Annotated in this window: 13 protein-coding genes and 1 pseudogene; 9 read left to right on the plus strand and 5 right to left on the minus strand. The window is 45.3% G+C overall.

Going from position 1 to position 13,716, the window contains the following annotated elements:
* The 4 genes and pseudogenes from QTO00_RS01330 to thiH form a co-directional block, all read left to right on the plus strand.
* A pseudogene (locus QTO00_RS01330) lies at positions 1-144 on the plus strand (molybdopterin-synthase adenylyltransferase MoeB); the annotation flags it as partial.
* A 38-nt stretch (positions 145-182) separates the two neighbouring features.
* The gene (thiS, locus tag QTO00_RS01335; protein ID WP_331422500.1) at positions 183-437 is read left to right on the plus strand and encodes a sulfur carrier protein ThiS; all 255 of its coding nucleotides are present in this window, start codon (positions 183-185) and stop codon (positions 435-437) included.
* A 5-nt stretch (positions 438-442) separates the two neighbouring features.
* Entirely contained in the window at positions 443-1,210 is a 768-nt protein-coding gene (locus QTO00_RS01340; RefSeq protein ID WP_331422501.1) for a thiazole synthase, read from the plus strand.
* 34 nt (positions 1,211-1,244) lie between these two features.
* The gene (gene thiH, locus QTO00_RS01345; RefSeq protein ID WP_331422502.1) at positions 1,245-2,372 is read left to right on the plus strand and encodes a 2-iminoacetate synthase ThiH; all 1,128 of its coding nucleotides are present in this window, start codon (positions 1,245-1,247) and stop codon (positions 2,370-2,372) included.
* A 133-nt stretch (positions 2,373-2,505) separates the two neighbouring features.
* Here the strand turns inward: thiH and QTO00_RS01350 are convergent, their stop codons facing one another.
* Together QTO00_RS01350 and QTO00_RS01355 are read right to left on the minus strand one after the other, a co-directional pair.
* Positions 2,506-4,296: an aminopeptidase P family protein gene (locus QTO00_RS01350; protein ID WP_331422504.1), complete on the minus strand. Its 1,791-nt coding sequence runs from the start codon at positions 4,294-4,296 to the stop codon at positions 2,506-2,508.
* A gap of 91 nt (positions 4,297-4,387) precedes the next feature.
* Complete coding sequence (locus QTO00_RS01355) at positions 4,388-5,329, minus strand: LysR family transcriptional regulator (protein WP_038210053.1); 942 nt, start codon at positions 5,327-5,329, stop codon at positions 4,388-4,390.
* A gap of 108 nt (positions 5,330-5,437) precedes the next feature.
* Here QTO00_RS01355 and QTO00_RS01360 point away from each other — a divergent pair, with 108 nt between their 5' ends.
* Together QTO00_RS01360 and tsrA are read left to right on the plus strand one after the other, a co-directional pair.
* The gene (locus tag QTO00_RS01360; RefSeq protein WP_443088886.1) at positions 5,438-6,631 is read left to right on the plus strand and encodes a multidrug effflux MFS transporter; all 1,194 of its coding nucleotides are present in this window, start codon (positions 5,438-5,440) and stop codon (positions 6,629-6,631) included.
* An 83-nt stretch (positions 6,632-6,714) separates the two neighbouring features.
* Positions 6,715-6,999: an H-NS-like global regulator TsrA gene (gene tsrA, locus QTO00_RS01365; RefSeq protein WP_038210052.1), complete on the plus strand. Its 285-nt coding sequence runs from the start codon at positions 6,715-6,717 to the stop codon at positions 6,997-6,999.
* Between the two features lie 41 nt (positions 7,000-7,040).
* Here the strand turns inward: tsrA and asnC are convergent, their stop codons facing one another.
* A complete protein-coding gene (gene asnC, locus QTO00_RS01370; protein ID WP_038210051.1) occupies positions 7,041-7,505 on the minus strand; it encodes a transcriptional regulator AsnC in 465 nt (154 codons plus the stop codon).
* A 100-nt stretch (positions 7,506-7,605) separates the two neighbouring features.
* Between asnC and QTO00_RS01375 the strand changes: the two genes are divergently transcribed.
* The 3 genes from QTO00_RS01375 to QTO00_RS01385 all read left to right on the plus strand — a co-directional run bounded on the left by QTO00_RS01375 (position 7,606) and on the right by QTO00_RS01385 (position 12,243).
* The gene (locus tag QTO00_RS01375) at positions 7,606-10,734 is read left to right on the plus strand and encodes an EAL domain-containing protein (protein ID WP_331422506.1); all 3,129 of its coding nucleotides are present in this window, start codon (positions 7,606-7,608) and stop codon (positions 10,732-10,734) included.
* A 71-nt stretch (positions 10,735-10,805) separates the two neighbouring features.
* Positions 10,806-11,585, plus strand: coding sequence for a class I SAM-dependent methyltransferase (locus QTO00_RS01380; protein ID WP_038210050.1), 780 nt, complete (start codon positions 10,806-10,808; stop codon positions 11,583-11,585).
* A 100-nt stretch (positions 11,586-11,685) separates the two neighbouring features.
* Complete coding sequence (locus tag QTO00_RS01385) at positions 11,686-12,243, plus strand: hypothetical protein (RefSeq protein WP_331422508.1); 558 nt, start codon at positions 11,686-11,688, stop codon at positions 12,241-12,243.
* Between the two features lie 60 nt (positions 12,244-12,303).
* On the opposite strand, the gene QTO00_RS01390 is transcribed toward QTO00_RS01385, so the two are convergent.
* Both QTO00_RS01390 and QTO00_RS01395 read right to left on the minus strand, forming a co-directional pair.
* Positions 12,304-13,188: a carboxylate/amino acid/amine transporter gene (locus QTO00_RS01390; RefSeq protein ID WP_331422509.1), complete on the minus strand. Its 885-nt coding sequence runs from the start codon at positions 13,186-13,188 to the stop codon at positions 12,304-12,306.
* Positions 13,189-13,233: 45 nt separating this feature from the next.
* Complete coding sequence (locus tag QTO00_RS01395; protein ID WP_038210047.1) at positions 13,234-13,659, minus strand: universal stress protein; 426 nt, start codon at positions 13,657-13,659, stop codon at positions 13,234-13,236.
* Positions 13,660-13,716 lie beyond the last annotated feature (57 nt).

A 13,716-nucleotide genomic window follows, 5' to 3' on the forward strand; every position in this document is an offset into this window, starting at 1 on the left:
GCGATAGCGGCTATTCAAAAACTGGCGACGGGAAAGTTTCATGTCGAGACTGCCAAGTTACACCTGTTCGATGGATTGAAGCTGCAATGGCAAACCATGGCGATAAGTAAAGACAAACAGTGCCAAGTGTGTGCTCGGATTTAGCTTATAAGTAGTGGGCAGAATTAAGAGAGTTGGAAGCAATGACGTTATCAAAACAACAAACAACACAAATGACCGCTGCTGACTTAGATGTGATCACTATTGTCATCAATGACCAGTCACATCAAGTTGCCAGTGAGTCGAATCTACAGCAAATCATTGGTCAATTTGCGCTGCCTGAAATGGGCTGTGTTTTTGCCATTAACAACAATGTTGTGCCGCGCAATGAGTGGGCTAGCACAGTTCTTTCACAGGGAGATAGGATCTCTTTGTTTCAAGCGATCGCAGGGGGTTAACGTCGATGCTTAAAATTGGTGATAAACAATTCGAATCAAGACTGTTCACAGGAACAGGGAAGTTTGCCAATAGCCGATTAATGGCAGAAGCGATTCAAGTGTCGGGTTCTCAACTTGCGACCATGGCGTTAAAGCGTGTGGATGTGAACGACCAACAAGATGATATTTTGCTGCCGTTAGTGCAAGCGGGAGTGAACTTGTTGCCGAACACCTCAGGTGCAAAGAATGCTAAAGATGCTGTGTTTGCTGCACAACTGGCGCGAGAAGCGTTGGGCACTAACTGGCTAAAACTGGAAATTCATCCAGATCCTAAGTACTTAATGCCGGACCCAATCGAAACGCTAGCTGCCGCTGAGCAATTGGTTCGTGAAGGCTTCATTGTGCTTCCTTACTGTCATGCTGACCCGGTTCTGTGTAAACGATTGGAAGAGGTAGGTTGTGCTGCTGTCATGCCATTAGGTGCGCCGATCGGTTCTAACAAAGGGATAGTTTCCCACGATTTCCTAGAGATCATTATCGACCAAGCTAATGTTCCAGTGGTTGTCGATGCGGGTATTGGTGCTCCTTCACATGCTGCGCGTGCGATGGAAATGGGCGCGGATGCCGTGCTCGTCAATACTGCGATTGCAGCTTCGAGCGATCCCGTTGTGATGGCGAAGGCATTTAAGTTGGCGGTAGAGTCCGGGCGTATGGCTTATGAAGCCGGACTTGCTGGTAAGGTTTCTCATGCGGTTGCGTCGAGTCCACTGACGTTATTCCTAGATGAGCTTTAGTCCTAGATTGGTTTAGCTATTAAGCGAGGAAAACATGAGCTTCGTTGAACAATTTAAGCAGCTTAATTGGGATGACATTTCAATGTCGATCTACGCGAAAACGGCACTAGATGTTGAACGCGCATTGAATAAATCCAAGCGTGATTTGGAAGACTTTAAAGCGCTAATTTCACCAGCGGCCGAAGCATACTTAGAGCAGATGGCGCAACTATCATACTCAGCAACTCGCAAGCGTTTTGGTAATACCATGTCGCTTTATATTCCGTTGTATCTTTCCAACTTGTGTGCCAATGCATGTACTTATTGCGGCTTCTCGATGGAGAACAGAATCAAGCGTCGTACCTTGAATAGGGACGAAGTGGCTGCAGAAGTTGAAGCCATTAAACGCATGAAGTTTGATAGCGTATTGCTTGTGACTGGCGAACACGAAACCAAAGTGGGGATGAAATACTTCCGCGAAATGGTGCCGATGATTAAAAAGCGCTTTAACTATTTGGCGATGGAAGTGCAGCCGCTAGAGCAAGACGAATACGCTGAGCTCAAGACATTGGGTTTGGATGCGGTGATGGTCTATCAAGAAACATATCATCCTTCGACTTACGCCGAGCACCATCTGCGTGGCAATAAGATGGATTTCGAATACCGATTGGATACACCCGATCGTCTTGCAAAGGCAGGCATCGATAAGATCGGTATTGGCGCATTGATAGGGTTGGAAGAGTGGCGAACAGATTGTTTTTATGTGGCAGCGCACTTGGACTATCTTGAGCGCACATATTGGCAGACTCGTTATTCAATTTCTTTCCCACGTTTACGTCCTTGTGAGGGCGCCAGTTCTTTAAACGGAAAGCAACCAAAATCAGTCATGACGGATAAGCAGCTTGTTCAGTTGATTTGCGCTTATCGTTTGTTGAATCCAGAGGTAGAGTTGTCATTATCGACTCGTGAATCACCGAAGTTCAGAGACAATGTATTGCCGTTAGGCATAACCAGTATGTCTGCTGCATCGAAAACTCAGCCGGGGGGGTATGCGATTGATGATGTTGAACTCGAGCAGTTTGAGATCAGTGATGAGCGAAGTGCGGGTTCTATTGAAGATATGATTCGAGCCAAAGGCTTTGACCCAGTATGGCGAGATTGGCACTCGGCGTATTCTGGTTAAGCAATAAATAAAGCCACTGGTCATCGTTATGTTTCACGTGAAACATAAGTAAAAAAGAGGGTTGATGCAAAACATCAACCCTCTACTTTTTCTAGCTTCTAGCTTCTAGCTTCTAGCTTCTAGCTTCTAGCTTCTAGCTGTGTGCTACTGGTAGCGTTGCTTGACGAAGCCACTCTTTCACATCACCTTCAACTAGTGGGCTGATCTCATCCCATACTTTCTGATGGTAATCATTCAGCCAAGCAAGCTCTGGACGAGTTAGCATATCAACATTGATGTTGCGCTTGTCGATTGGGCAACGTGTTAGCGACTCAAATGACAGAACAGGGAAGTCACCGTTAGTTGGGATTTCAACAACAAGCTCTAGGTTTTCAATACGGATACCAAACGCGTCTGCACGGTAGTAGCCTGGCTCGTTAGATAGCACCATACCTTCTGTTAGAGGCACGTCGATTTGCTTCTTCGAAATGCTCGCTGGGCCTTCATGAACACTTAGGAAATGACCAACACCGTGACCAGTACCGTGATCGTAATCATAGCCTTCCGCCCATAGGTGCTGACGAGCTAGCGTATCGATTTGGTAACCACGTGTGCCGTTAGGGAAACGTGCACGAGCAACACCGATATGACCTTTTAGCGCGAGAGTAAATTGTTTGATCATCTCTTGTGAAGGTTGACCAATCGCGATAGTACGTGTGATGTCTGTTGTACCATCGAGGTATTGGCCGCCAGAATCCACTAAGTAAAGCGTGTTCATTTCAAGCTGACCAGGTGCTGTTTGATCCGCATGGTTGTAGTGACACATCGCTGCGTTACTGCCAGCTGCTGAGATGGTATCGAAGCTGAGATCCATCAGTGTCGGGTCTTCGCGACGGAACGCTTCAAGTTTGTCTGCTAGTTTCGCTTCGTCATGCAGGTTGCCTGCAACGACTTCTGCATCTAACCAAGCTAGGAACTTACTCATCGCCACGCCATCGCGGATATGACATGCTTTCATGCCTGCGATTTCAACGGCGTTTTTCGCCGCTTTTGGCATTAGGCACGGATCAGCTTTACTCACCACAGATGCTCCAGCATTTTGCAGAACCAGCTTAAACCAGGCGTTACTTGTCGCAGGGTCTACCAGTACATTCTTGCCTGTTAGGGTTTCTAGCCGTGCCTGCAATGCTTGTGGGTGATGAACTGTAACTCCTGTACCAACGTGCGCGTCAAACTCAGCAGGTAGGCGAACTGGATCTAAGAAGTATTCCACGCTTGAATCGGAATGCAGAATCGCGTGAGAAAGCAGAACAGGTAGTCGTGAGACATCAAGCCCACGAACGTTGAGCAACCAACAGATAGAATCAAGGGCGGTGATTACTGCGCTGTCTGCGCCAGCTTTTTTCACTAGCTCTGCGATTTCTTGTCGCTTGCTTTCACTTGATTGACCGGCTGCTTCCGTTGCCATGAGGCGAACATTAGAAACCACAGGTTGAGGGCGATCACGCCACAGTTCATCAATAGGGTTGCAATCGAGAATCTTAAGTTCGAGTGTGCCTGCAAGTTTTGCTTGTGCCATGTCCAACCATGCGGAGTTGTGCATGCGAGGGTCGATCGCCACAGACGCGCCATTTGAAAGATGGTCTTTGATCCAATCTAGCGCAGGCTCTTCAATCAAGTGACGGTATTCAAATAGATCAGCAGGGACTTGCTTTGTTACTTGCACAGTGTATCGACCATCGACAAACATAGCGGCTCTATCTTGTGTGATAACCGCAGCACCAGCAGAACCGGTAAAACCTGTCAGCCACTGAAGGCGTTCATTATGTGCTGGCACGTACTCGCCCAAGTACTCGTCTTCATGTGGGACCAGTAAGGCATCGATATTATTTTGCGCTAGCCACTCGCGAATCGCGGATAGGCGTTGAACGGTTGTCGTTAGCATCTATGGTAATCCTTTATTTTATTATGGTGTCCAAGTCGACGGTTTAATGGACAGTGAGAATAAGCTACTCTTTTTGTGTTGTACCTGCAAATTATCTAAGTGTGGTGGTTTTTTCACGGATAATTTGTCGTAGCCAAGATAATGCAGGGTCATTTTCTCTATCACGGTGCCAAAACAGGGTGTAGGCCATAGGTGGAAACTCCATTGGCAGTGGCAATACCGTTAGGTCGAGTTGTTTAGAGGCAAGCTTTACGTAATGGCTCGGCGCAGTAAAAACAAAATCGGTATATGAGCAAAGACTCGCTGCACTATTGAAATCAGGCACAGTAATTGCGATATCACGCTCTTTGCCGATATCAGCTAAACGGTAGTCGAGTAACCACCTTTCGTTGCCGTCACATCTAACTTGGACATGGCGCAAGCTAAGATAGTTGTCAAGGTTCCAGCTTTGATTGAGAGCCGGGTGCTGCTTTCTAACTAGACACATTTGGTTGTCGCGATAGATCTCTTGCTCACAGATGTCAGAGGGTGGGAGCATAGTGAGCTTAGCGTCATTAATATCGATGTCTTTTCCTGTTATCCCCAAGTCGAGCTCACCACGTTGCAGTTGTCTGAAAGTTTGCTCACTCCAGGCATGAGTACTGATGGTTACTCCGGGAGCACGCTTAAATATCTCAGGTAGGAAGTGGGGAAGAATGAGCGGATAAACACTTTCAACTGCAGCAATTTGATAGCGATAGTCGCTTGAGCTGGGTGAAAATTGTTCAGGCTGAGTCAACTGTTCTAGTTGGTTAATTAGAATATCGAGTTTAGGTTTTAGAAATAGTGCCTTAGGTGTAGGTTTGAGACCATGTGCATGGCGAATGAAAAGTGGATCATCAAACTGAGCTCTTAGCTTAGCTAAGCTCTTACTCACAGCTGACTGGCTTAAACATAACCTGTGTGATGCACGGGTGACGTTCAGCTCTTCAAGTAGAACACGCAAGCAGACTAATAGATTTAGGTCGATTCGGGCAAGCTTTTCAATCTGCATTAGAAATTCTCTTTGGGAATATCATTGATGACTAATCGTCATTGGATGGCATATCTAGTTTAGCCTAGTATGGCGCCAAAATCATCCTGTGCATTGGAGCTATCACAAGTGCAAACGGTAAGTAACAATACCCCTCATAAATCGCAATTAGTGCTACTAACGCTACTAGTTCTATTTAGCCCTTTAGCAATAGACATATACTTGCCAGCCCTGCCAATGATCTCGTCAGCGTTCCACGTGGAACATGCTTTGGCACAGGATACAATTACATGGTTTTTGTTTGCTATGGGGGTGGGGCAGCTGTTTGCGGGCCCTCTGGCAGACAAACTAGGACGTCGAGCTGTTGCATTGGGAGGCGTAACTATCTACGCATTGAGTGCTTTATTGGCGTGGAGTGCTCAAAATATTGAGTGGATGTTAGTGTCTCGATTGCTACAAGGCTTAGGTGCATGTGCTACATCGGTAGCTGCCTTTGCAACAGTTCGCGATATTTTTGGCCCGCATAAAAGCGGCAAGATGATCAGTTATCTTAATGGTGCTATCTGTTTTATACCTGCACTAGCACCCATACTGGGTAGTTGGCTTACTCAGCAATTTGGTTGGCGTTCTAACTTTAGCTTTATGGCAGGCTTTGCAATCGTAGTGGTAGTGATGCTTTGGGTTGGCTTAAAGGAAACCAACCCACAGTTAAGCAAAGAGCCAGTATTCAAGCTTAATCGCTACCTTTATGTTGTGAAAACGCCATCGTTCCTGTTTCATGCAACGCTGTGTATGTTGGCGATGGCAGTGATTCTAGGCTATGTCACTTCTGCCCCTGTGGTGTTGATGGAGAACTTAGACCTATCAATGAACCAGTTCACTTTCTGGTTCGGTATCAATGCTGTAATTAACATTGTCGCCTGCATGAGCGCACCGAAGTTTATGGAGAAGTTTGGTACCCACCGAACACTAACCGTCGGAATTACAACGCTTGCAGTTGCGGGTGTCGTTATGCTTATGCTGAGAACCCAACCTACTGCATTAGCGTTTATGTTACCGATCTTCATGTCTTCATTAGGGTTTGCCTGGATTCTTGGTGCAGCAGCAGGTAAAGCTCTTGCCCCATTTGGTGACAAAGCGGGTACTGCAGCTGCTCTATTAGGACTGTTTCAGATGAGTGGTTCGGGCTTAGTGGTTGGCACCATTCAGCGATTTGAAATGGAACCTCAGTTGATGATAGCGACCCTGATGCTGATTGTTGTTCCTGCACTTAGCATCTTGTGGTCGAAATCAGGAAAAACTTGGCACAAGGCAATAGCTTAGGTAGGTTGAAGTAGTCTTGATAATCTAATTAAACGATGTATATTTGAGCTTCTAATATCGCTTTCTGTGGACAAATCACAACGATGTCAATGACTACATACGAGATGGCTCGTTTATTGGAGCAGCTTGAAAAAGCTCCAGAAAAAGTAATGTTTGGTAAGATTCTAAGTGAGCTAGGCAATCAAAGCGGTGAGCGCATCCGTAGCGCCGCGAAAACAGTGCCATTGCCTATTCTTCGAGATATGGTATATCAGTTTCAACAAGTTATTGATTCACGTAAAGATGAGCAAGTTGAGTCTTTAGCAAGAGAGATCGCACAGCAAGGCATTTCAGTTGACGATCTCAAGGACTATCTAAAGTCAAAATAGTTGCTCGCTGTGGTTTAATAAAGCTCGCTCCGGCGAGTTTTTTATGGATTAACGTTTCTGTTGATGGGATTTTGCAACGAAATCAGCGTCTCAGTTGATTGGACTTCATCAATCGCCTGTAATTTGTCAATCAACACAAATTGAAGCTCTTCAATTGAGCGGCACATTAACTTTACAAAGATATTGTATGCCCCCGTGGTGTAATAGGCTTCAACCACTTCCTCGAGCGCATTGAGCTTTTCCAAAGCAGAGTGATAATCACGTGCAGCGTTGAGGTTAATGCCGATAAAGCAGCACACGTCGTAGCCAAGCTTTTTAGTATCCACTATCACTTCTGTGCCTTGAATAATGTCCGCGGCCTTCATCTTTTCGATTCGAACATGAATCGTTGCCGGACTAACCTCAAATTGTTTGGCCATCTCCGCATAGGGCTTACGTGCATCTTCCATTAGCGTTTTTAAAATGGCTTTGTCTAAGTCGTCGAGTTTAATGCTTTGTGCTTGCATACGTTCCCTTGGTTAAATATTAACTGGTTGAAGAAAGTACAATTAGTCACCAGTAGTGATACAATTATATTGATATTTCTTTGATTTAGAGACCATTTTAGTGCGCTTGTTGCTTTTATTACTAACATTAATCACTTGTTATAGTGCTTATGCAGGTGACAAGGATGTGTTAGTTGTCCACTCCTACCATCAAGGTTTTTTCTGGACTGATTCATTTCAACAAGGCTTGTCAAAACAACTTACTAATGCACAAATTCCAACGCGTGTACTCTATTTAGATACCAAGCGAGTGCAAAACAAAGCTTACTTAGACCAACTCTATTTTCTGTATAAAACCAAGTTTGAACAAGAGCGGTTTAGAGCCGTCGTCGTGAGTGATAATAACGCATTAGCTTTAATGAATCGATTAGCTGCTGAGTTGGGTGACACTCCGGTTATTTTTGGTGGGATTAATAATTACTACCCTGATTTGCATGGGAACATCAATGCGACTGGTGTTATTGAAGATATCGACCTCTACAGCAATATTTCACTGATTGAACGCATACAACCCGATGTTGGCTCAATCTATATCATCACCGATCACTCGGTTACTGGCGAAGCAACGCGCGCACAAGTGAATAAGTTCCTTGATAGCTACCCTCATTACTACAGCAAAATCGTTTCGTACATTCCAGAAAGCTTTGAGCAGTTGACTGAGTTTGCAAAGCAGCTTGATAGTCAATCTGCCGTATTGTTTTGGATCTATTTTCGAGACAAAGATGGTTCGGTTGTTGCGGTAAAAGATAAGTGGCAGAGGCTAACCCAAGAGTCTGGCGCGCCAATTTATATGGTTCATGACCTGGGGTTTGGCTCAGGTGCTGTCGGAGGGGTGTTACAAAACGGGACTCTACATGGGGAGCAGGCCGCAGATTTACTGTTGAAAGTGCTCGAAAATCCAAATAGTCAGTTGCCAAAGGTAGAGGTGGGAATTCCAGAGATAAAGCTCGATTACAAAGCGGTTATCAAGTGGGGGCTTGGTGTCGAAGGTGAGGCGGCATCGGTTATCTTTAATCGACCTGAGTCGTTTTCAGCGCGATACAATAAAGAGCTTAAAATTGTCGGTAGTTTAGTCCTTTCGCTTAGTGTCATTATCATCGGACTGGTTTTCTACTTAAGCCGGGTCAAGCGCAGCCAACAACTTGCTAAAGAGAGCCAAACCTTGATTGAGGCTGTGTTTGATCAAAGTTATCACTATATCGGCGTACTTGACGAACAGGGCCACATTGTTTCTAGCAACCAGAAATTGCAGGACCTGCTCTACGACCAAAACTACAATGTTGAACGACCAATCTGGCAGCATCGTCACTGGCAACCTGAATCATCACAGCAACTAGAGCGCTTTTTTACTGCTGATGACAAAGAGGCCGTTTTCCAGTTCGAAGCAGAGATCTGGAATGCAGATAGAGGTTCTGTGGTTCTTTCACTGTTGCTGAAACGGATTCCACTACCGATTAAAGGAACTCAATATATCTTAGAAGCGCAGGACATTACGTCTAGAAAGATTACCGAAGAACGCCTTTATCAGCGTGAAGCTAACCTCAGCCACTATTATGATCAGCAACCAGTAATGATGTTGACACTCGATGAGCAAAACCGTATCCAACAAGTGAATCAATTTGCTGAGCAGTTACTAGGTTACCGTTCCGATCAAGTTTTGGGTCATCGTTTGAGAGAGTTCTACTTTGATGAAAACTCTCTGGTGCCAAGGCAAGTATTGCTGCAACCGAATCAAGCGATTAAAGGTGTATGGCGCAGAGAAATAGAGTATCGCCATGCTGACGGACGTGTTGTTTGGGTGCGCGAAAACATTCGTCCTCTCGCTGAATCTGGTCACCTATTGATTGTCGGTGAGGATGTTACAGAGACCAAAGTTCTATCACAACAATTGCAGTATCAGGCAGAGCATGACTTACTAACGGGTACACATAACCGTAACTACTTTGAGAGTGAACTGGATAAAGCCTTACGGGAGGTTGAAAGCTACATTCGTACCCACGCGATGTTGTATATAGACTTGGATCAGTTAAAAGTACTTAACGATACTGCGGGGCATGAAGCGGGAGATGCAGCCATTCAATTCTGCGCTAGTGTGTTAGAAGAGGTGCTGCCCTACAACACTGTATTGGCGAGAATGGGCGGCGATGAGTTCGCAATACTACTTAGAGATTGTACAGAGCTAGATGCGAAGAAGTTGGCCTCGACAATACTCAATACCCTAAGTGAGCATGCGTTTGTCTGGGAGGATATTAAGCTCAACTTAAACTGTTCGATAGGGATACGCTTAATTGACCATACAGCGTCATCTCCGCAAATGGTTCATGCTCAGGCTGATACCGCCTGTCACGTCGCTAAAGAAGAGGGGCGTAACCGTTACAGTTTGTACTGCCTTGATGACCAAGAGCTGCAACGTCGTGAACGAGAGATGGAGAGTGTCAACTTGGTTCACAATGCGCTTGCGAACCAAAGAATTGAACTCTTTGCTCAGCAAATTATGGACTTGTCCCGCAGCGAGCAAGGCATGCACTTCGAAATATTGGTGCGAATTAAAAACTCTGAGGATGAATATATCTCGCCAGGGATATTTATGCCTGCCTCTGAGCGCTACAACATTGCTCACTTGCTTGATAAACAAGTGGTCAGCCAAACACTAACTTGGTTTGAGCAGCACCCACAAGCGTTGGATTCACTTGCTGTCTGCTCGATTAACCTATCAGGTCACTCTATGGGCAATAAAGAGTTCATTGCATACTTATTAGATAGACTCGAGTACAGCTCGGTACCGTGTGAAAAAATCTGCTTTGAAATAACAGAGACGGCAGCAATGAGTAATATGAACCTTGCCATTGAGTTCTTTGGTAAGCTCAAAGCGCTAGGTTGTTATATTGCACTTGATGACTTTGGTTCTGGTCTATCATCGTTTGGTTACTTGAGACAGCTACCGGTCGATATCGTGAAAATTGATGGAATATTTGTTCAGGACATGGATCGCAATGAGATGGATCACCTGATGGTACGCTCGATTAATGACATCGCCAAGCAGATGGGTAAGCAGACAGTGGCGGAGTTCGTAGAAAATGCCCAAATCATTGAGCTGTTATTGGATCTGGGGGTGGATTACGCTCAGGGCTATGTAATTGGTAGGCCAATGCCGCTGTCAGAGTTGGTTACACAGCTCAGTGGCCAGTAGAATGTTTAGTGATGACGCGAGAAATCCAGTACACTGCGCGCTAGCAAATTAAAGACACCTAGGAGCTCTGAGTGCAGCTACAACTAATCTGTGAAGACCTAACTCAATCACAACGTTTTGAGCAGATGATGCAGCGTTGGGGGTTAACCCATAGCGATGAAAGTCAATTTGCTCTTGTTTTGACTGAGCTGCGTTTAGAGCTGCGTAAAACGGATGAACCAAAACTCGGCGCAATCTTTGTTGATTTGACGGGTGGGGCGGTTGCACATAGACGTAAGTTTGGTGGTGGTAAGGGTCAGGCGATTGCCAAAGCGGCGGGTCTGAATAAAGGTGCGACCCCTACAGTGTTAGATGGTACAGCGGGGCTGGGACGCGATGCTTTTGTACTTGCGTCTCTCGGTTGTAAGGTCCAAATGGTCGAGCGTCACCCTGTTGTCGCGGCGTTGTTAGATGACGGATTAGAACGCGCGAAGAGCGATCCAGATATTGGAGAGTGGGTGGGTGAACGCATGTCATTGATTCATGCCTCTAGCCACAATGCGCTTGAACAGCTTGCACAAGATCCAAAGTTTGTTAAGCCTGATGTGGTCTACCTCGATCCTATGTACCCTCACCCTGAAAGTAAAAAAAAGAGCGCATTAGTCAAAAAAGAGATGCGCGTATTTCAGTCTTTAGTCGGTGCAGATCTTGATGCTGATGGGCTGTTGGAACCCGCCTTAGCCCTTGCTAGTAAAAGAGTGGTGGTCAAAAGACCTGATTATGCAAACTGGCTTAACGAGCAAAAGCCGGCCATGGCAATTGAAACTAAGAAAAACCGTTTTGATGTTTATGTCAATGCATCAATGACTTAGCGAATAGTATATCAATAGTGCGATTTTTGTTCTTGCTAACTAGACGTTAAGTAGGTATATCTTACTAAGAACTATTCGTATTCTTGGTTGGAGTTGTAGCGTGGCGAAACGTTTGTGCAAGATGAATCGTAAGCAGATCGCAGAAAATTTGGGTGATATCCATCGCCTGGTGGTTGAGCCTAAATACCTTTGCCGCTCATGTGCTCGTTCTTCTGCTTCTAAAGAATCACTGTGCAAACCCGCAGCGGTTCCTCCTCAAGCATGTCAAAGCAAGCCGTTAGCGCAGCAACACAGTTGTGCTTTGTTGTCTGAAGCTCTACCTAATCGTCAGCCACAGCAACCATCAGAACAAAAAGCCCAAGCGGTTAGAAAAGTGGTTGAGCGAGTTAAAGAAAAAATTTCACAGCAGAAAGCCGAGCCGCAATTAGGTCAACTTGAGAGCGCAGCGATTGACGCGCTTGATCTTACGAATAAAAAAGCACTTAAGCAGGCCAAGAAAGCGCTTAAGAAGCACTATAAGCAACAGAAGAAGCTACTTAAGCTAGTCAAAAAGCAGCGTAAGCTAGTCAAGAAACAAAACAAGCTAGAAAGTAAGATCGATTTATCTCGCTTAACCGTACAGTTCCCAGAGCAACAAGCTAGCTCAAATCTGCATTAAGGCTTGTTGGCAATAAAAAATGCTCTCCGATATGGAGAGCATTTTTTGAACCTTGGAAAACTATTGAACGGAGGTTTGATAGCTCTGTTCTACCTTACGTTTCACCCAAGTCTCATTGACCCACAGCGAAAGCAGGATGAGCGCGCCACCGACAGTGAGCTGAGCAATATCTACCTCTCGATTCCAAATCACGATGTTGACAATAAGGCCTGCTGGGACAAGGGCGTTGTTCATTACGGCTAAAGCGCCAGCGTTAACGAGGGTCGCACCTTTATTCCAAGCAAAGTAACCTACGCCAGAAGCTATTAATCCGAGGTAAATCAGAACTCCCCACTGAGTGCTGGTGGTCGGCATCTTGTCTATGTTGCCCATCAAAGCAAATGCCACGGTCGCGACACATAATGCACCTAAATAGAAATAACCAAAGATGGAATGCTGAGGTAGGTCGACATCATATTTTTCCATCAGATACTTGTAGCCTACTTGACCAATGGCGAAGCAGACGTTGGCACCTTGAACAATTAAGAATCCGGTAATGAAGTTCTCATTGATGCCAGCAAACTTAATAAACGCAGCACCTGCAACGGCTATAACTGCGGTGACTAAGTACCAAGGAGAGAAACGACGCTTGAGCAAGTCGTAAATCAGAGTGACATAGATAGGAGTAAATACCGTAAATAGAAGGACTTCAGGTACAGATAGAAGCAAGAAGGATTGATAGTAGAAGCAATACATCAGGCCAAGTTGGAATCCACCAACCAGCATGAGCTTTGCAATTAACCCTTTGTCGACACCTTTAAACTTGATGAACGGTAAGAACACTAAGCTGGCCAAGGCGACACGCATTAATACAGAAAACCAAGAATCAACCTGACCAGCAAGATAGACGCCGATCAGGCTGAACGAGAATGCCCACAACAAGGTGACGGCTGACAAATACCCCATAATTAAGACTCATTATCAAAAACTTATGGGGCAGTGTAACCCTATTTAGTCCTTGAGTGGTACTACCAACATATCAACTGGCGAGCAATTGATGAGCTGACGAGTCGAAGAGAGCAATTTACTCCAAAAATCTTGGTGATGACCGCATACAACCAAATCGATATTGAACTCATCGATTGTTTCACATAGTTCGTTATTCAGATCGCCACTACCGACAAGAGTGTGCTTAATCGGGAAATCAGCGTGATCCGCTAGCGTCTGTAGTTGGTTTTGCGATGCTTCAATGGCTTGATGCTGCGTCTCAGCTAGGTTGATATCAATAAGGCCAGTGTAAAGCTCGGCATAGTTGACGTCGATATGAACAAATGAGACATCGGCACCAAGTGGTTTGGCGAGAGCAACTGCCTTTTCAACCAAGTGTTTACTGTCCTCTGATAGGTCAATGGCAACCAAAATATGTTGATAACTCATAATGCTATCTCCTTGTTAAGGGTCTAAGTAAAGATTAGCACCTTGAACCAATAAATT

This window comes from Vibrio sp. M260118 (assembly GCF_036533755.1).
Lineage (GTDB): Bacteria > Pseudomonadota > Gammaproteobacteria > Enterobacterales > Vibrionaceae > Vibrio.

Excerpts from the sequence above, each read along its gene's own strand:
- thiS (WP_331422500.1), top strand. The coding sequence starts at position 183 with ATGACGTTATCAAAACAACAAACAACACAAATGACCGCTGCTGACTTA.
- QTO00_RS01340 (WP_331422501.1), top strand. The coding sequence starts at position 443 with ATGCTTAAAATTGGTGATAAACAATTCGAATCAAGACTGTTCACAGGA.
- thiH (WP_331422502.1), top strand. The coding sequence starts at position 1,245 with ATGAGCTTCGTTGAACAATTTAAGCAGCTTAATTGGGATGACATTTCA.
- QTO00_RS01350 (WP_331422504.1), bottom strand. The coding sequence starts at position 4,296 with ATGCTAACGACAACCGTTCAACGCCTATCCGCGATTCGCGAGTGGCTA.
- QTO00_RS01355 (WP_038210053.1), bottom strand. The coding sequence starts at position 5,329 with ATGCAGATTGAAAAGCTTGCCCGAATCGACCTAAATCTATTAGTCTGC.
- tsrA (WP_038210052.1), top strand. The coding sequence starts at position 6,715 with ATGTCAATGACTACATACGAGATGGCTCGTTTATTGGAGCAGCTTGAA.
- asnC (WP_038210051.1), bottom strand. The coding sequence starts at position 7,505 with ATGCAAGCACAAAGCATTAAACTCGACGACTTAGACAAAGCCATTTTA.
- QTO00_RS01390 (WP_331422509.1), bottom strand. The coding sequence starts at position 13,188 with ATGGGGTATTTGTCAGCCGTCACCTTGTTGTGGGCATTCTCGTTCAGC.
- QTO00_RS01395 (WP_038210047.1), bottom strand. The coding sequence starts at position 13,659 with ATGAGTTATCAACATATTTTGGTTGCCATTGACCTATCAGAGGACAGT.